This window comes from Saccharopolyspora shandongensis (genome assembly GCF_900106995.1).
Classification (GTDB): domain Bacteria; phylum Actinomycetota; class Actinomycetes; order Mycobacteriales; family Pseudonocardiaceae; genus Saccharopolyspora; species Saccharopolyspora shandongensis.
The window spans coordinates 124346-141617 of sequence record NZ_FNOK01000007.1 but is presented as its reverse complement, the minus strand read 5'-3'; the positions used below and the strand labels follow the sequence as shown (position 1 = coordinate 141617).

Below are 17272 nucleotides of genomic sequence, written 5' to 3'. Positions count from 1 at the left end.
GGAATCGCCGGCCCCGGCCGTTGCACGGCCTCGGCGATCCACCTGTGATTGATACCGCAGTCACCGCAGCGGTGTCAGCAGGGTTGCTGCCCGAACCCGGTGCCGGTGTGGTGTGATCTGTTCGTGACCAACACGGCACCGATCGACCTCCGTTCCGACACGGTCACGCGTCCCGACGAGCGGATGTCCGCGGCCATGGCCGCGGCCGAAGTCGGCGACGACGTGCTCGACCACGACCCGACGATGCGCACGCTCGAAGAACGCGCTGCGCAACTGCTCGGCACCGCCGCCGCGCTGTGGGTGCCCAGCGGCACGATGGGCAACCTGATCGCCCTGATGCTGCACCTGAAACGCGGGGACCGGTTCCTCGCGCCGCGCGGCGCCCACGTGCTGAACCACGAGCTCGGCTCCGCCGCCTGGCTGGCCGGCGGCATGCCGGAACCACTGGACTGGAGCGCCGGACCGGGGCGCCCGACGGCTGAGGCGGTGCGGGCCCAGCTGGGCGGCGCAGCGGCCTACGACATGCTGCACACCACGCTGTTGTGCCTGGAGAACACGCACAACGGCGCGGGCGGCGCGGTCATCCCGCCGGACGAGCACGTCATGCTCGCGTCGGCCGCGCGCGACGGCGGCCTGAAGGTCCACCTCGACGGCGCCCGGCTCTGGAACGCCTCGGTCGCGCTCGGCGTCCCGCCGGCCGCGCTGACCGTCGGCGTCGACACCGTGCAGGCCTGCCTGAGCAAGGGGCTCGGCGCGCCGGTCGGCTCCGTCGTCGCGGGCAGCGAGGAATTCATCGGCGAGGCCCGCCGGGTGCGCAAGATGCTCGGCGGCGGCGTCCGGCAGGGCGGCGTGCTCGCCGCGGCCGGACTCGTCGCGCTGGACCGCCTCGACGCGCTCGCCGAGGACCACGACAACGCCCGCGCGCTCGCCGATGGGCTCACCGAGCTCGGGTGGGCCGTCACCGCGCCGCAGACCAACATCGTTCTCGCGGCGGTTCCGGACGTGCAGCTGACCCTGCGACGCTTGCAGGCGATCGGGGTGCGGGCGGTGCCGATGAGCGGGCAGGTCCGGTTCGTGACGCACCGCGACGTGTCCAAGACCGAGATCGAGGAAGTGCTCCGCAGGATCGGCGAAGCCCGGCTGTAGGACTCCCACTTGGAGGACTCGTGGTGCGTTGGATCGTGTTCGACTACGGCGAGGTGATCAGCCGGCGGACGGCTGCGCTGCCCGCCATCGCGGCGCTGCTCGGGGCCGAGCCACCGGAGTTCGAGCAGGCCTACTTCGCCGAGCGCCTCGCCTACGACTGGGGCTTGTCCGATGTGGATTACTGGCGGGCGGTCGCGGCGCGGCTGGGCAAGGACGTCGACGGCGAGCTGTCCGCGCGGCTGACCCGCGCCGACGTCGGCGGCTGGCTGGAGACCGCGCCGGAAACCCTGCAGCTGCTGGAAGATCTGCACCGGCAGGGCGTCACGATGGCGGTGCTGTCCAACGCGCCTTCGTCGTTCGGGCGCGCGGCGGAGCAGGAGAGCTGGGCGAGGCTGTTCAAGCAACTGATCTTCTCGGGAGACCTGCGCTTGGCGAAGCCGGACGTGGCGATCTACCGGGTGCTGCTCGAAACGCTCGACGCACCGGCGACGGAGTGCCTGTTCTTCGACGACCGGCAGGAGAACGTGGACGGCGCCCGCGAAGCGGGTCTCCACGCGGAGCGCTGGCAGGGCGCGGACGCGGCCCGCGCAACCCTCCGGACCCACGGCATCCTGCCCTGACCCGGGCCCCTCATGCGAGAAGGGCGCCTTCGTCCAGACCGAAGGCGCCCTCTCTCCGCACAGAGTGGTTCAGGGTTTGATCTGCTTGCGGTCCCGGGCCCAGCCGATCGCGGCGGTGGCGACGAACAGCACGCCACCGATGACGGCGAGCCAGAACAGCCCCTTGATGACGAAGCCCGCCACCGAGATCACCAGCCACAGCAGCAGCAGTCCGCCGATCACTTTCCACACCATCGCACGCACCTCAGCTCGCCCGCGTCGTTCCCCGTCCTACACCCAGCCTGCCAGATCGTCGGCCCGAATCGGCCCGTCGAAGCCGATACCGGGGAAAACTCAGGGCTTCCCGGAGGCCCCGGCGGAGGTGCTCAGCGGGGGAGCCAGCTGGCCAGCCGGTCCAGGGCTTCGGCGATGTCCTCGGTGCTGCCCGCGAAGGACAGGCGCACGAAGCGGTTGCCCAGCACCGGGTCGAAGTCGACGCCCGGCACCACCGCCACCCCGGTCTCGTCCAGCAGCCGCCGGCAGAACCCCGTCGCGTCGTCGGTGAGGTGCCCGATGTCCGCCCAGGCGTAGAACGCACCGTCGGCCGGGGCGACCCGGGTGATGCCGAGCTCGCCGAGGCCGCTCAGCAGCAGCTCCCGGTTCGTGCGATAGCGCTCGACGTGCGCGTCGACCTCGGCGTAGGCGTCGGGCGAGAACGCCGCGACCGCGCCGTGCTGGGACAGCGCGGGCGGGCAGAGCGTGAAGTTCCCGGTCAGCGAGTCGACCGCGCGATGCAGCCGCGGCGGCACCAGCATCCAGCCCAGCCGCCAGCCGGTCATCGACCAGAACTTGGAGAACGAGTTCACCGCGATGGCCTCGCGGGAGAACTCCCAGGCCGAGTGCAGCGGATCGCCGTAGCTGAGGCCGTGGTAGATCTCGTCGCTGATCAGCTGCACGCCGTTGGCCCCGCACCACCGCGCCAGCCCGGCCAGCTCGTCGCGGGAGAGCACGGTGCCGGTCGGGTTCGCCGGGCTCGCCACGACCAGCCCCTGCACCGGCTCGTCGAGCGCGTCCAGCATCTCCACGGTCGGCTGGAAGCGGGTCGTCTCGTCGCACGGCAGCTCGACGACCTCGCAGCCCAGCGCGGCCAGGATGTTCCGGTAGGCCGGGTAGCCGGGGCGGGCCAGCGCGACGCGGTCCCCGGCGTCGAATGCGCTGAGGAACGCGAGCAGGAAGGCACCGGAGGCGCCGGTGGTCACGACGACGTCGTCGGCCTGCACCGCCAGGCCGTAGGCGCGGTCGTAGTGCCCGGCGATCGATTCGCGCAGCTCGGGCAGGCCGAGCTGCTCGGTGTAGCCGAGCGCGTGGTGGTGCATGGCCTGCGCGGCAGCGTCGCGCACGGCCTTCGGCGCGGGCGTGGCCGGCTGGCCGGCGGCCAGCGAGACCACGTCGCCCTTCGTCCGCTGCCGCGCGGCGGCAGCGGACAGGACCTCCATGACATGGAAAGGAGCGACGTCGGCGCGCCGCGCGACACCCAGAACCGCAGGATCGAGCATGTGCTCAGCGTGCCAGGCGCAGGAGTCGCCCGGACGCCCAGGCCCCGGTCAGTCCGTCTTGGCGAACGTCCACGATCAGCCCGGCACCGTTGGCCACCACGAACGGCAGCCGCACCAGGAACCTCGACAGCCCCAGCCGGTCCGCCGGGCGAACCCGATCAGTAGCCCTGGTAGCCACCGCCGCCGGCCATCGACTTCAGGCCCGGGTGCCCCTCGAAACCGCCGTAGCGGTCGAAGGTGTAGCGAACACCCGCGATGATGTTGTCCACCGGGTTGTAGATGTCGTCGTGCCCGGGGAGCTTGTGCGCCTGGAACGTCGGGTCGATGCACTGCATCAGGCCCTTCGACGGCGTTCCCTTCGCCGCGTTGGAGTCCCAGTCGTTGATCGCGTGCGGGTTGCCGCCCGACTCCTTCTGGATGATCGTCCAGATCTCGTCGATGTTGTCCTCGGTGACCGGGACGCCGTTGGCCTGCAAGATCTTGATGGCCTCGCGGATCCACTCCTCGACGTTGCCGGGCGGCGGGCCACCACTGGGCGGGCCACCGCTCGGCCCGAGGCCGCCACCGCCCCCACCGGACTCACCGCCGCCGCCACTGCCGCCGCCACTGCCTCCGGAACCGCCCGAGCCACCGGACGAGCTCGACTCGCCGCCGGGCGTGCTCGACTGCTGCTTGGTCTCCGCGGGCGGCGTCATGTCCCAGTCGACCTGCCTGCCGGGGGCCGGCGTGAACGGCTGCTCGCCCGCCTTCGGCAACGAGGAGAACGCGCCGGTCAGCCCGGCCCCGGCGCCGCGCAACTCGCCCAGCGCCGCGCCGAGCTTCGCGTTCGCGTCGTCGATCTTGCCCTTGGCCTCCCGGGCGTGCTCCTTCATGGCCTTGGTGATGGCGTCGTCGCGCCGGCGCGCCGCCTCTTCCTTGGCCGCGTCGTCGCCCGCTCCCGCGATCTCCTTCTGGTACGCGTCCTCGGCGGCCTTGGCGTCCGACAGCGCCCGCTCGCCGATCGCGTTGACCTCGTCCTTGGCGGACTGCACGCCCTGCGCCGCCCGGTCCAGCACGTCGGCGGAGTTCTGCAGCGCCTCGCGGGCCTTGTCGAACCCGCCGGTCACCTTGCCCATGTAGCCGACGAAGGCGTCCGCGGACGCGCCCTCCCACGCCCCGTCGAGACCGCGCACCGCCTGGCCGAGGTCGTTGCCGTGGTCGCCGGTGCGGCCGGCCGCGTCGCGCCAGCGGGCGCCGATCGCGCGGATGTCCGCCGGCCTGCTGTTCTCGATCTTGCGCAGCTGCTCGGCGAGCTCGCCCCCACCGGGCTTGCTCGCCACCTCTCCCGAAATCCCCATCAGATCCCCAGCTCAGCGGAATGATTCGACGTTCGCCCGGTCGGTCTCGTCGACGGTGGTCCGCACCGCGTCCAGCGCGCCGCTGACGCTGCGCAGCAGCTGCTCGGCGGCGTCGAACTCGCGCTTGCCGGTCGCGTCGAACTCGGTGATCGCGGACGCGAACGACCCGGCCGCCTCCAGCTCGCCGAAGATCGCGGCGTCGACGTGCTGACCCTCGAAGCCGTCCCCCACCGCCCCGACCGGCCCGGCCTTGCCGTCGACCGACGCCCGGCAGTCCTCCATGGCTTCCAGGTTGTAGCCCGCCTGCGTCACAGACGCCTCCTAGTGCTCGCCCCCGCACCTCCGACGGCGGGTCCCCGCGGTTCTCCGCGGCCAGAGCAAGAACACCAGAAAAAACCGCCCGGCGGCGGGGTTTCCCCCATTACCGGGCGGTTTTCACCGAAGTTTCCGTTTTGGTCAGGAGCTCGGGATGGCGATCTCGCCCTCGACCGCGCGAAGCGCGATGTCGGTGCGGTAGTGCGAGCCGGGCAGGTGCACACCGGCGACCCGGCCGTACGCCGCCTCGCGGGCCGACGCCAGGTCTTCACCGGTGGCCACGACCGACAGCACGCGGCCGCCGGCGGACAGCACCGCGCCGTCCTCGCGGCGGCGGGTGCCGGAGTGCAGGATGCCCTGCGCGTCGCCGCCCTGGATCACGTCGTCGATGCGCGGCCGCCCGGGGTAGCCCTCGGCGGCGATCACGACGGTCACCGCGGCGCCGGGCTCCCACTCCAGCGGCGGCTGCTCGGCGAGCTCACCGCGCGCGACGGCGTTGAACAACGACGCCAGCGGGGTGTTGAGCAGCGACAGCACGGCCTGGGTCTCGGGGTCGCCGAAGCGGCAGTTGAACTCGATCACCTGCGGGCCGCTGGAGGTCAGCGCCAGCCCGGCGTACAGCAGTCCGGAGAACGGCGTGCCGCGGCTCGCCAGCTCGTCGACCGTGGGCTGCACGATGGTGCGCACCACGTTCTCCACCAGGTCGTCCGGCGCCCACGGCAGCGGCGCGTAGGCGCCCATGCCGCCGGTGTTCGGGCCCGCGTCGCCGTCGCCGACGCGCTTGAAGTCCTGCGCGGGCAGCAGCGGAACCACCGTCGTGCCGTCGACCAGGCAGAACAGCGAGGCCTCGGGGCCGTCCAGGAACGACTCCAGCAGCACCGGGTGCCCGCCGTCGAGCAGCTTGAGCGCGTGCACGCGCGCCGCGTCGAAGTCGCCGGTCACCAGCACGCCCTTGCCCGCGGCCAGACCGTCGTCCTTGACCACCCAGGTGGGGCCGAAGTGGGCCAGCGCGGCGTCCAGCTTCGCCGGGTTGTCGACCACTTCGCTGTGCGCGGTCGGCACCCCGGCCGCGAGCATGACGTCCTTGGCGAACGCCTTCGAGCCTTCGATGCGCGCGGCGGCCTTCGACGGGCCGAAGCAGGCGATGCCCGCCGCCCGGACGGCGTCGGACGCGCCCGCGACCAGCGGCGTCTCCGGGCCGAACACGACGAGGTCGGCTTTCCACTTGGTGGCCAGCTCGGCCACGTCGGCCGGCTTCGCGACGTCGACGCCGTAGGTCTCGGCGAGCGCAGCGGTGCCGGCGTTGCCCGGCGCGCAGGCCAGCGCGGTCACGGACGGGTCGCGGGACAGCGCCAGCACGATCGCGTGTTCCCGGCCACCGCCACCGATCACGAGGATTCGCACAAGCCGTGAGCGTAGAGCGTGCGGCAGGCCACGTCGGCGGTGCCCCCGCCCTTTTTGACGCGAATGCCTCGCCGGGGGTAGCTCATCCGGTCCATCCCGGTAGTTCACCCGGCCGTTGTCGCGGGGTTGCCCGGCCTTGCGCGAATGGTCGATTGCGGCGGTCAGTGTTTTGCCCGAATGTGCAGCGTTGATCGACATGCTGCGCGAGACACAGGAGGGCACATGACCATCCGGGTACGCCTGACGGCGCTGTCCGTCGCGGGCGCAGCGGCGCTTGGGCTGATCACCGCGCCCGCCATCGCCGCACCGAACCAGCCGCACGACACCGACCAGGTGGCGGTCTTCGGGCACCGCGGCGCCTCCGGATACCGACCGGAGCACACGCTGGCCTCCTACGAGCTGGCCGCCCGGATGGGCGCCGACTACATCGAGCCCGACCTTGTGTCCACAAAGGACGGCGTGCTGGTCGCGCGGCACGAGAACGAGATCAGCGGCACCACCGACGTCGCCGAGCACCCCGAGTTCGCCGGCCGCAAGACCACCAAGGTCATCGACGGCAGCTCGATCACCGGCTGGTTCACCGAGGACTTCACCCTCGCGGAGCTCAAGACGCTGCGCGCCAAGGAGCGCATCCCGGACGTCCGGCCGAACAACACGATCTACGACGGCCGCTACGAGGTGCCGACGTTCCAGGAGGTCCTGGACCTGCGCGCCCGGCTGTCCCAGGAGCTCCGCCGCGACATCGGCGTCGCCCCGGAGACCAAGCACCCCAGCTACTTCGCCAAGCTCGGCCTGGCGCTGGAACCCGGCGTGGTCGAGGCGCTGACCCGCAACGACCTGAACCGGCCGAACGCCAAGGTCGCCGTGCAGTCCTTCGAGGTGGCCAACCTCAAGCAGCTCGACCGGTCGCTGCGGGTGCAGCTCGTGCAGCTGATCAGCAACTCCGGTGCGCCGCAGGACTTCGTCGAGGCCGGCGACCCGCGCACCTACGCCGACCTGGTCAAGCCGGCGGGCCTGCGGGAGATCGCGACCTACGCCGACGTGATCGGCCCGGACACCAAGGTGATCCTGCCGGTGAACGCCGACGGCTTCCTCACCGCGCCGACCACCGTCGTCGCCGACGCCCACGCGGCCGGCCTCGAGGTGGTGCCCTACACGGTCCGGGCGGAGAACAAGTTCCTGCCCGCGGACTTCCGCTCCTCGGCCGACCCGGCCGCCTTCGGCGACGCCTTCGGCTTCTTCCGGGCGCTGTTCGAGCAGGGCATCGACGGCATCTTCAGCGACCACCCGGACATCGCGGTCACCGCCCGCGACGAGTTCGCCGGCCGCTGACGACCGTTCCGACCCAGGGGGACCGCAGTTTCAATTGAAACTGCGGTCCCCCTGGTTTCGGCGGTTCCCTCTGGTTTCGGGCGCAGTTTCAGCAGAACCTGCCGCCGGAGCCTCGGGCCGCGCCGAGCGATCCGCCCACCTAGCCTGTCCATGATGGACGGAGGTGCCTGGTGGCCCAACTGCTGCTCGTGCTGATCGGTGCCCTGCTGGTCACCGCGGTCGCGCGCAGCCGCGAGATCGCCGCCCCGCTGCTGCTGGTCCTGGTCGGCCTGGTCGTTTCGCTGATCCCCGGCACCGCGCGGCTGGAGATCGATCCGGAGCTGCTGCTGACCGTCGTGCTCCCGCCGCTGCTGTACGCCGCCGCGCTGGAGAGCTCCTACACGAACTTCCGGGCCCGGATCGCGCCGATCGTGCACCACGGCGTGCTGCAGGTCGTCGCCACGTCGTTACTGGTCGGTTGGCTGGCCTTCACGCTGATCCCGGAACTGCCGCTGAACTCGGCGATCGTGCTCGGCGCGGTCATCGCGCCGCCGGACGCGGTCACCGCCGCCGCGATCGGCCGCCAGCTGAAGCTGCCGCGCGGCATGATGACGGTCCTCGGCGGCGAAAGCCTGATCAACGACGCGGCGGCGCTGACCATCTACCGGATGGCGATCGCCGCGGTCGTCGGCACCACGCCGACCCTGGCGCAGGGCGCGCTGGTGTTCGTGCTGGCCGTGGTGGTCGGCGTCGGCCTCGGGCTGGTGTTCGGGATGCTCGCGCAGGTCGCCCGCACCCGCGTGCCGGACGTGCAGGTGGCGACCGTGCTGGGCGTGCTCGTGCCGTTCATCGCCTACCTCACCGCCGAGCAGCTGTACGGCTCCGGCGTGCTCGCGGTGGTCACCGCCGGGCTGTACGTCGGCCACAACCAGCCGCGGGCGCGGGCCGCCGGACGCCTGCAGGAGCACACCGTCTGGGCGTCGATCAACCTGCTGCTGGAAAGCCTGGTGTTCGCCTACATCGGGCTGCAGCTGCAGACCGTCATCACCGCCATCGTCACCTCCGGGCTCAACCTCGGCATGGTGCTCGCGTCCGCGCTGATCATCCTGGCCGCGACGATCGCGGTGCGGATCCTGTGGATGTTCGGCTCCAACTACCTGCCCGGCCTGGCGCACCTGCTGGCCACCACCACCAGGCGCGGCGTCCGGTGGCGGCGCACGACCGTGCTGTCGTGGGCCGGGATGCGCGGCGTGGTCACGCTCGCGGCCGCGGGCGCGATCCCGCACACCACCGGCACCGGCGCGCCGTTCCCGGCGCGCGAGCTGATCCAGTTCATCGCGTTCGTGATCGCGGTCGGCACCATCCTGCTGCAGGGCACCACGCTGCCGTGGCTGATGCGGAAGCTCGACATCGCCGATCCGGCGGAGGCCGCGCGCGACGACCAGGCGGAGGCGGAGGCGCGGGTGACCGCGACCAACGCCGCTCTGAGCTACCTGGACGAGCTCACGCCCGCGGACCTGCACGCCAGCCACGAGGACTTCGACCGGATGATCGGCCGGATGAAGGCCCTGGTGGAGCACCAGGGGATGGCCGCGGCGGAGCAGGTCGGGCGCACGCCCGACGAGCGGGCGGACACGGCGAGCAAGACGTTCTCCGACCTGCGCCGCGAGCTGATCGAGGTGCAGCGGTCGGCGATGGCCGACGCACGGGACGCGGGCAACGTCGACGACGAGGTGCTGCGCCGCGTCCTGCGCGAACTGGACCTCCAGGAAGCCGCCATCGACAGCTCCTGGCGCAACCGCTGATCAACCGCGGTTCCCACGGAAACCGGGAGTCCGATCTCCGTGGGAACCGCGGTTCGACTCACGCCATCGTGTGGCGGACGATGGTCTGGTCCCGGCCCGGGCCGACGCCGACCGCCGAGATCCGCGCCCCCGCGAGCTCCTCGATCCGCTCGATGTAGGCCCGCGCGTTCGCCGGCAGGTCGTCGAAGCTGCGCGCCCCGCTGATGTCCTCCCACCAGCCCGGCATCTCCTCGTACACCGGCACCGCGTGGTGCACGCCGGTCTGCGTCATCGGCATTTCCTCGACGCGCTCGCCGTCCACGTCGTAGGCCACGCAGATCGGGATCGTCTCCAGCCCGGACAGCACGTCGAGCTTGGTGAGGAAGTAGTCGGTGATCCCGTTGACGCGGGTCGCGTAGCGCGCGATCACCGCGTCGAACCAGCCGGTGCGCCGCGAGCGGCCGGTGGTCACGCCGAACTCGCCGCCCTGCTTGCGCAGGTTCTCGCCGGCCTCGTCGGTCAGCTCGGTCGGGAACGGACCGGCGCCGACGCGGGTGGTGTAGGCCTTCAGGATGCCGATCACCGCGTTGATCTTCGTCGGGCCGATGCCGGAACCGGCGCTGGCGCCGCCCGCGGTCGGGTTCGACGAGGTGACGAACGGGTAGGTGCCGTGATCGACGTCCAGCAGGGTGCCCTGCGAGCCCTCCAGCAGCACCGTCTCGCCGCGGTCCAGCGCCTGGTTGATCAGCAGCTTGGTGTCGGCGATCCGGCTCGCGAACTGCTCGCCCTGGGACATCACGGTGTCCACGACCTCGTCGACGTCCAGGGCGCGGCGGTTGTAGACCTTGACCAGGATCTGGTTCTTGATGTCCAGCGCGGCCTCGACCTTCTGCCGCAGGATCTTCTCGTCCAGCAGGTCCTGCACCCGCACGCCCACCCGGGCGATCTTGTCCTGGTAGCAGGGCCCGATGCCGCGACCGGTGGTGCCGATCTGCTTCTTCCCCAGGTACCGCTCGGTGACCCGGTCGATGGCCACGTGGTACGGCATGATCAGGTGCGCGTCGGCGGAGACCAGCAGCCGCGAGGTGTCGACGCCGCGGCCCTCCAGCCCGGCCAGCTCCTCCAGCAGCACGCCCGGGTCGACGACGACGCCGTTGCCGATCACGTTGGTCACGCCGGGGGTGAGGATCCCCGACGGGATGAGGTGCAGGGCGAAGTCCTGCCCGTCCGGCAGCACCACGGTGTGACCCGCGTTGTTGCCGCCCTGGTAGCGGACGACCCACTGCGCCTGCTCGCCGAGCAGGTCGGTCGCCTTACCCTTGCCTTCGTCGCCCCACTGGGCGCCGATCAGCACGATCGCCGGCATGTGAAACTCCAACCTGGACTGGGTGGTCGCCAGCGTGACCGCACGCTTCGCCCGCTCCCACCACGGGGTATGCCGGTCGATCAGGGTAAACCAGGAGCGAAACGTGAGTACCACCGCATTGTCCTGCGGAAACGTCGAGCGCGCAGAGCGCCCGTCCGGTGACGGTGTGCAATGGTTCGACGTCCCGGCGGCCCCGGCCCGCGCCGACCTGGACCCGCTGCTCGCCGACGCCGGGGAACGGCTGGTGGTGCATGGCACCGACATCGATTTCGCGTCGGTGGTGCTGCGCCTGCTCCGGAAGAACCGGCTGGCCGACCTCATCGTCGGCTACGTCCCGGTCGCCGACTCGCCGGCCGCGCGGCTGTGGGGGCTCCGCCCCGGCGACTTCGACCGCGCGCTGACCGCCGCGCCGCGACCGGCGGCGCTGATCCGGGACGACTCGGGCGGCGTGCTGCTCGGCGAGGGCTCGATCGAGCCGATCACCGGGCAGGTGTACTGCGACGACGAGCAGGTGCTCAACGGCGCCGCGACCAGCATCACCATCTCGCCGGACCCGGCGGCCACGCCGCTGCCGGAGCCGACCTCCGATCCGATGAACGCCATGCTCGACCCGGCCGCCGACGGCATCTTGGTCACCACCGTCCGCCGCGGCCTCCTGCGCAGCCGGCGCACCGTCGCGCGCGGGCGCGCGGTGCAAGCGTCGTTCCGGTCGGCGACGGTGCACCACGACGGCGTCGCCCACCCGCGCCCGATGGAGAAGTGGGTCTGGTACCGGCACACCGAGGACCTGCGACTGGCCCGCTGACCGCCCGGGCACATTTCGATTCCACCCGAGGAGCCGTTTCAGAATGGCTCCGCCCGACCGGTCCCGAAGGCCCCAGGTGGCCACGTCCCGCACGGGCCCGCGCACCGCGCTGGAACGAACCCTGAAATTGAAATCCGCCATTCCCGACAAAAGGGATTCCCATTTTTGCCGAAAATTGGGTGACCCGAACGCGCCGCGGCCGCGCCGGTCGGTGCGAAATTCACCGATAAGTGGCACGATCGGTGGCGATTTCACGCCAAGTCACCCGTTCGCCACTCTCCGGCATTGTCCCGGCCACCTGCGTCGGCGATGGTCAGCACGGACATCGCCGAGACGCCCACGCGGAGGGAAGCCATGACAGGCCACCGATCGTTGCGCGCCACCCTGACCGCCCTACCCCTGGCGGGAATCCTCGGCCTCGCCCTGGCCTTGCCGGCCGGCGCCGAGCCGCCCGGCATCCCGGACCCCGCGACGGCGAAGTCCGAGCTCACGAAGCTGACCGTCGCCCCGGAGGGCTCGATGGACGGCTACAGCCGGGAGAAGTTCCCGCACTGGATCGAGGGCCCGGACGGCTGCAACACCCGCGAGGCGGTGCTCAAGCGCGACGGCAAGGACGTCGAGACCGGCTCGGACTGCTACCCGACCTCCGGCAGCTGGCTCAGCCCGTACGACGGCGAGACCTGGACCAAGCCGTCCGATTTGGACATCGACCACGTCGTGCCGCTGGCCGCCGCGTGGCGCTCCGGCGCGGCGGAGTGGACCCAGGACCAGCGCCAGGCGTTCGCCAACGACCTGGAGGGCCCGCAGCTGATCGCGGTCACCGACAACGTCAACCAGTCGAAGGGCGACCAGACGCCGGACGAGTGGATGCCGCCGCTGGCGAGCTACCACTGCACGTACGCGTCGATGTGGGTCGGCACCAAGAGCAAGTACGGCCTGACCGTCACCGACGCGGAGAAGTCGGCGCTGCAGAAGACCCTCGACGGCTGCTGATCCGCCCGCGGTGCCCCGTGCGGGAGCGGGGCACCGCCGGTTTCGCGCGAAACCGACCTCCGACCGCGCCGCTCTCGGCAGGACATACTGGAGCGGCCGAGGCGCCGTGAGGAGGGTGGTTCCATGTCGGACCACGCAGAGCCGGATCGCTCGACCGCACCGGAGCCTGCGGTGCGGCGCTCCGCGGTGACCGCGCCGCCGGGCGGGGTGATGACCGACGAGGTCGGGGTCATCACCGGCGACCTGGAGCTGGCCACCGAATGCGCCGACGGCGACGTCACGGTGTGGGTGCGCTACGCGGGCGCGGCGGAGTGGTACCGGCTCTCGGCGGCCGACTGCCACCTCTACGACCCGCGCGATCACGAAGCCCTGCACAACGCCCTGATCGCGGTCCTGAACCGCCCCGCGGGCTGACGCTCAGCCGGACCTCTCCTCCGGGTGCAGGGGCGGCAGGGCGGCGATCGCCTCGGTCCGGCTGAGGCCGGTGGCCTGCAGCAGGTCCACCGCGATCGAGCGGACCTGCAGCACCACCACCTGCATCGAGAAGTCCCCCTCGCCGAGGAGTTCCACTGTGGACTTCTTGGCGACGGATCTGGCCGCCGCGCGGGTCTGCAGCGGATCGACGCCGCTGGCCAGCTCGTCGCGCAGCAGCACAACGGCGCCCGCCAGCTCCTCCAGGAGCCCCGGGAGCGGGCGCGGCACCGGCTCGCCGTCCCGCAATGCGGCGAGCGCCCGGCGCGCGAGCACGCGCGTGTTGCGCAGCGCGCGGTCGATCGGCGTCGCCGCGGTCCCGTAGCGCTCCAGGTCGCCGCGCCGCCGCCACCGGATGGGCGCGAACCGCGCGATCTCCTGTCCGGCCTCCAGCGCCGTTCGGAGCTCCTCCACGTCCTGCTGGCTCTTGCGCGCCTTCGCCAGCACGTCGGCGGCGAGCTCGATGTCCTGCCGCGCCACCGCGTTCCCGACGCCGCGGAGCGCGTCGGCGAGGGCGCCGAGCACGAGTCGCCCGTTGCGGTGCGCCACGGCGAGCGGGTTGGCGGGCAGGAGCGCGGCGACGATGAAGCCGACCAGCCCACCGATCGCGGCGTCGAGCATCCGCGTCAGCCCGCCGGCGGTGGCCGGCGGCAGCAGCGTCGCGACCAGCACCGACGACGACGCGGCCTGCAGCACGATCACGACGCCGCTGTCCAGCAGCACCGCGGTGCTCATGGCCAGCGCGACGACCAGCGCGATCTGCCAGCTTCCCGTGCCGATGAACGAGATCAGGATGTCGCCGACCCCGACGCCGATGCTGACGCCGACGACGAGTTCCAGGGCGCGCCGCATCCGCTGGCCCAGCGAGACACCGAGCGAGATGACCGCGGCGATCGGCGCGAAGAACGGCGCCGGGTGGCCGAACAGGTGTCGGGCCAGGAACCACGCGAGACCGGCCGCGATCGCGCATTGCGCGATGGGAACTCCGGTGCGCATGAGGCGGCGCAAGCGGCGGACGAGTTCCTCGCGCAGTCGGTGCACGCTCCACATTGTCCGACAGATCACGGCGCAATCCGAGTGCCGCCGCAGTGATCCTCGCTCGATCTGCGCGACCGGGCGCGACGCCCGGTCGCGCAAGCGGCTCAGGCCACGCCGGTCGCTTCCAGGGAAGCCGGGTCGCTGTCGGCGAGCAGCTGGCGGCAGCGGTCGAACTCGTCGGCCTCGCCGATCGCCTTCGCGGCCTTCGCCAGCGCCGCGATCGAGCGGAGCACGCCCTGGTTCGGGGCGTGCCGCCACGGCACCGGGCCGAAGCCCTTCCAGCCGGCCTTGCGCAGCGCGTCCAGGCCGCGGTGGTAGCCGGTGCGGGCGTAGGCGTAGGCGGCGATGTTCTCGTCGGCGTCGAGCGCGGCCTCCGCGAGCGCGGCCCACGCGGCGCTGAAGGTGGGGTGGTGCGCGGCGACCTCGGCCGGGTCGGTGCCGGCGGCCAGCTCGCCCTGCGCGGCCTCGTTCTCCGGCAGCAGGGTCTCCGGCGGTTCCAACAGGTTCCTCGTCATGCCCCAATCCTCCCAGGTACGACGACGGCCCGTCCGCCACCAGGCGAACGGGCCGTTCGTTCTCAACACCGCGAGCAACGGCAGCGACCGGGCAGCCCTGGCCGTTGGACGTCAGGCAAGCGGCGCAGCGGCTTCCAGCGGTAAACCGCCACCGCGGCGCTCAACGCCGCATGTGCCGAAGTCGCCGCAAGCGCCGGAGGCGCTTAGCCCACCTAAGCAACCGGCACCGCCGCGGGTTCTGAGAAGCCTTCTCGCGAGGACAGCCCCGACGCCTCGTATTGGACATACTCAAGTCGGGGATCCCGGAGTCGAGAAGGCTTCTCAGGTTCCGCTACTGGCTCCGCCACGCAAGGTGAGTCCGGAAAACCTCAACCCGCGAGCATGCGGCCCGCGGACTTCAGGTTCTCGCAGGCGTGCGCGACGCGGGCCGCCATCGCCTGCTCCGCGACCTTCAGGTAGCTGCGCGGGTCGTAGGTCTTCTTGTTGCCGACCTCGCCGTCGATCTTCAGGACGCCGTCGTAGTTCTTGAACATGTGGTCCGCGATGGGCCGGGTGAAGGCGTACTGGGTGTCGGTGTCGATGTTCATCTTCACCACGCCGTAGGAGACCGCCTCGTGGATCTCCTCCAGCAGCGAGCCGGAGCCGCCGTGGAAGACCAGGTCGAACGGCTTCGAGCCGGCCGCTAGGCCGAGCTTCTCCGACACCACGTCCTGACCCTGCTTGAGGATCTCCGGGCGCAGCTTGACGTTGCCCGGCTTGTAGACGCCGTGCACGTTGCCGAACGTGGCGGCCAGCAGGTAGCGGCCCTTCTCGCCGCTGCCGAGGGCGTCCACGGTCTTCTCGTAGTCGCCGGGCGCGGTGTAGAGCTTCTCGTTGATGTCGTTGGCGACGCCGTCTTCCTCGCCGCCGACGACGCCGACCTCCAGCTCCAGGATGATCTTCGCCTTGGCGGCGGCGGCCAGCAGGCCCTGGGCGATCTCCAGGTTCTCGTCCAGGTCGATGGCCGAGCCGTCCCACATGTGCGACTGGAACAGCGGGTTCTCGCCGCGGTCGACCCGCTCCTGGCTGATCTGGATCAGCGGCCGGACGAAGCCGTCCAGCTTGTCCTTCGGGCAGTGGTCGGTGTGCAGCGCGATGTTCACCGGGTACTTCGCGGCCACCACGTGCGCGAACTCGGCCAGCGCGGTCGCGCCGGTGACCATGTCCTTGACCTTGGTGCCGGAGGCGAACTCGGCGCCACCGGTCGAGAACTGGATGATGCCGTCACTCTCGGCCTCGGCGAACCCGCGCAGCGCCGCGTTGAGCGTCTCCGACGAGGTCACGTTGATGGCCGGGTAGGCGAATTCGCCCGCCTTCGCCCGGTCCAGCATCTCCGCGTAGACCTCGGGGGTCGCGATGGGCATCGGTCGTCCTCCTCGGGGTGGAGTTTGGTCTTGGTGACGGGAAGTCGCGCAGCATCCTACGAGCTCATGCCCGTTGTCAGCGGGCCCGTTCGGCCCGGTGCCACACTTTCGCGTCACAGTGCCCCAGCCGGGGCTCTTTTGGAAAGCCGGTGACAGGATTCAGAACGGGACGAATCCTGTGGACATCCTCACACGCTGCAGGTTCGGCGGCCAGGGAGCCCGCCGATTTGATCTTGGTGGCGCGGCTGCTAGGCCCAGGCGCCGGTGAGCAGGTTCCACTCGCGGACGGTGGTCTTGGCGATCACGCCGGCCTCCGTGTAGGGGTCCGCGGCGAGCACCCCGCCGAGCTCGTCGGCGTCGGCGACCTCGTAGATCAACTGGGCGCCGAGGTTGTCGGCGTACGGGCCGCCGGCCAGCAGCACGCCGCGCTCGGCGAGTCCGCGGCAGTACTCCCGGTGCGCGGGCCGCACTTCGAGGCGTCGCTCCTCGTCCTCGCCGTACACCAGCTCGACCACGAACTTGGCCATGTCCCGACACCTCCGCTGCAGATCACCGATCGATATCGACGCTACCCGGTCGTGTTATCCGCGCCAGTGGCCAGCCGGTAGGTTGTTCGATCATGGCCGGTCATTCGCACAGCGCCGAACGCAGCGTCGAGCAGACTCTCGGACACCTGCGCGCGCTGGACAGCGCGGCGATGGACGTCTCGGCGCAACCGCTGACCTTGGAAGACCTGTACCGCCAGCAGCGCATGCGGATGGTGCGGCTGGCGATCCTGCTGGTCGACGACCCGGCGACGGCCGAGGACGTGGTGCAGGAGGCGTTCACCGGGTTGTACCGGAACTGGTCCGGGCTGCGCGACGCCCGCGCCGCGATCGGGTACCTGCGCACCGCGGTCGTCAACGGCAGCCGCTCGGTGCTGCGGCGCCGCAAGACCGCCCGCGAGTACCAGCCGCCGCACCAGGCCGACGCCCGTTCGGCCGAGTCGCTGGCGATGTTGACGGCCGAGCACCAGGCCGTCGTGGAGGCGCTGGGCAAGCTGCCGCGGCGGCAGCGCGAGGTGCTGGTGCTGCGGTACTACGGGAACCTCACGGAAGCGGAGATCGCCGAGGCCACGGGCGTTTCGAAGGGCACCGTGAAGTCGACCGCGAGCCGCGGCCTGGAAGCCCTGCAGAAGCTGATGGGCAATTGATCGACGGGGAAGTCCGCGAAATCCCAGTCGAACGACA

At 71.3% G+C, this 17272-nt stretch carries 19 protein-coding genes; 8 read left to right on the top strand and 11 right to left on the bottom strand.

Annotated elements, in window-relative coordinates; translation table 11 throughout:
* Positions 1-123 precede the first annotated feature (123 nt).
* Positions 124-1146: a threonine aldolase family protein gene (locus tag BLW84_RS10095; protein WP_093264336.1), complete on the top strand. Its 1023-nt coding sequence runs from the start codon at positions 124-126 to the stop codon at positions 1144-1146.
* Positions 1147-1166: 20 nt separating this feature from the next.
* Positions 1167-1766 (top strand): HAD family hydrolase, encoded by a 600-nt coding sequence (locus BLW84_RS10090; RefSeq protein ID WP_093264081.1) that lies wholly within the window; start codon positions 1167-1169, stop codon positions 1764-1766.
* A 69-nt stretch (positions 1767-1835) separates the two neighbouring features.
* Here BLW84_RS10090 and BLW84_RS47380 read toward each other — a convergent pair whose 3' ends face one another.
* The 6 genes from BLW84_RS47380 to purD form a co-directional block, all read right to left on the bottom strand.
* Positions 1836-2000 (bottom strand): hypothetical protein, encoded by a 165-nt coding sequence (locus BLW84_RS47380; protein WP_177226384.1) that lies wholly within the window; start codon positions 1998-2000, stop codon positions 1836-1838.
* A gap of 131 nt (positions 2001-2131) precedes the next feature.
* Positions 2132-3301 carry a pyridoxal phosphate-dependent aminotransferase gene (locus BLW84_RS10085; RefSeq protein WP_093264078.1) on the bottom strand — a complete coding sequence of 390 codons (1170 nt, stop codon included), beginning with the start codon at positions 3299-3301 and terminating at the stop codon, positions 2132-2134.
* A gap of 4 nt (positions 3302-3305) precedes the next feature.
* A complete protein-coding gene (locus BLW84_RS47375; protein ID WP_177226383.1) occupies positions 3306-3479 on the bottom strand; it encodes a hypothetical protein in 174 nt (57 codons plus the stop codon).
* On the bottom strand, positions 3460-4638 hold the full coding sequence (locus tag BLW84_RS10080; protein ID WP_093264076.1) for a transglycosylase SLT domain-containing protein: 1179 nt from the start codon (positions 4636-4638) through the stop codon (positions 3460-3462). The genes BLW84_RS47375 and BLW84_RS10080 overlap by 20 nt, the downstream gene beginning before the upstream one ends.
* 12 nt (positions 4639-4650) lie before the next feature.
* Positions 4651-4950, bottom strand: a complete 300-nt coding sequence (locus tag BLW84_RS10075) for a hypothetical protein (protein WP_093264073.1) — start codon at positions 4948-4950, stop codon at positions 4651-4653.
* Positions 4951-5094: 144 nt separating this feature from the next.
* The gene (purD, locus tag BLW84_RS10070; protein WP_093264070.1) at positions 5095-6357 is read right to left on the bottom strand and encodes a phosphoribosylamine--glycine ligase; all 1263 of its coding nucleotides are present in this window, start codon (positions 6355-6357) and stop codon (positions 5095-5097) included.
* Between the two features lie 222 nt (positions 6358-6579).
* On the opposite strand from purD, the gene BLW84_RS10065 reads away from it, so the two are divergent.
* Both BLW84_RS10065 and BLW84_RS10060 read left to right on the top strand, forming a co-directional pair.
* The gene (locus tag BLW84_RS10065) at positions 6580-7689 is read left to right on the top strand and encodes a glycerophosphodiester phosphodiesterase (RefSeq protein ID WP_093264068.1); all 1110 of its coding nucleotides are present in this window, start codon (positions 6580-6582) and stop codon (positions 7687-7689) included.
* A 170-nt stretch (positions 7690-7859) separates the two neighbouring features.
* Complete coding sequence (locus BLW84_RS10060) at positions 7860-9473, top strand: Na+/H+ antiporter (protein ID WP_093264065.1); 1614 nt, start codon at positions 7860-7862, stop codon at positions 9471-9473.
* A 58-nt stretch (positions 9474-9531) separates the two neighbouring features.
* Here BLW84_RS10060 and BLW84_RS10055 read toward each other — a convergent pair whose 3' ends face one another.
* The gene (locus BLW84_RS10055) at positions 9532-10818 is read right to left on the bottom strand and encodes an adenylosuccinate synthase (protein ID WP_093264062.1); all 1287 of its coding nucleotides are present in this window, start codon (positions 10816-10818) and stop codon (positions 9532-9534) included.
* Positions 10819-10921: 103 nt separating this feature from the next.
* On the opposite strand from BLW84_RS10055, the gene BLW84_RS10050 reads away from it, so the two are divergent.
* From BLW84_RS10050 to BLW84_RS10040, 3 genes are all read left to right on the top strand, one after another.
* Positions 10922-11623, top strand: coding sequence for a hypothetical protein (locus tag BLW84_RS10050; protein WP_245761050.1), 702 nt, complete (start codon positions 10922-10924; stop codon positions 11621-11623).
* 354 nt (positions 11624-11977) lie between these two features.
* Positions 11978-12616, top strand: a complete 639-nt coding sequence (locus BLW84_RS10045) for an HNH endonuclease family protein (protein WP_093264059.1) — start codon at positions 11978-11980, stop codon at positions 12614-12616.
* A gap of 123 nt (positions 12617-12739) precedes the next feature.
* The gene (locus tag BLW84_RS10040) at positions 12740-13030 is read left to right on the top strand and encodes a hypothetical protein (RefSeq protein ID WP_093264057.1); all 291 of its coding nucleotides are present in this window, start codon (positions 12740-12742) and stop codon (positions 13028-13030) included.
* A gap of 3 nt (positions 13031-13033) precedes the next feature.
* On the opposite strand, the gene BLW84_RS10035 is transcribed toward BLW84_RS10040, so the two are convergent.
* From BLW84_RS10035 to BLW84_RS10020, 4 genes are all read right to left on the bottom strand, one after another.
* Entirely contained in the window at positions 13034-14137 is a 1104-nt protein-coding gene (locus tag BLW84_RS10035; RefSeq protein ID WP_177226394.1) for an FUSC family protein, read from the bottom strand.
* 92 nt (positions 14138-14229) lie between these two features.
* Positions 14230-14640, bottom strand: a complete 411-nt coding sequence (locus tag BLW84_RS10030; RefSeq protein ID WP_093264054.1) for a DUF3151 domain-containing protein — start codon at positions 14638-14640, stop codon at positions 14230-14232.
* Positions 14641-15008: 368 nt separating this feature from the next.
* Complete coding sequence (fbaA, locus tag BLW84_RS10025; protein ID WP_093264051.1) at positions 15009-16043, bottom strand: class II fructose-bisphosphate aldolase; 1035 nt, start codon at positions 16041-16043, stop codon at positions 15009-15011.
* Between the two features lie 248 nt (positions 16044-16291).
* Positions 16292-16570: a YciI family protein gene (locus BLW84_RS10020; protein ID WP_093264048.1), complete on the bottom strand. Its 279-nt coding sequence runs from the start codon at positions 16568-16570 to the stop codon at positions 16292-16294.
* 92 nt (positions 16571-16662) lie between these two features.
* On the opposite strand from BLW84_RS10020, the gene BLW84_RS10015 reads away from it, so the two are divergent.
* The gene (locus tag BLW84_RS10015) at positions 16663-17235 is read left to right on the top strand and encodes a SigE family RNA polymerase sigma factor (protein WP_093264046.1); all 573 of its coding nucleotides are present in this window, start codon (positions 16663-16665) and stop codon (positions 17233-17235) included.
* Positions 17236-17272 lie beyond the last annotated feature (37 nt).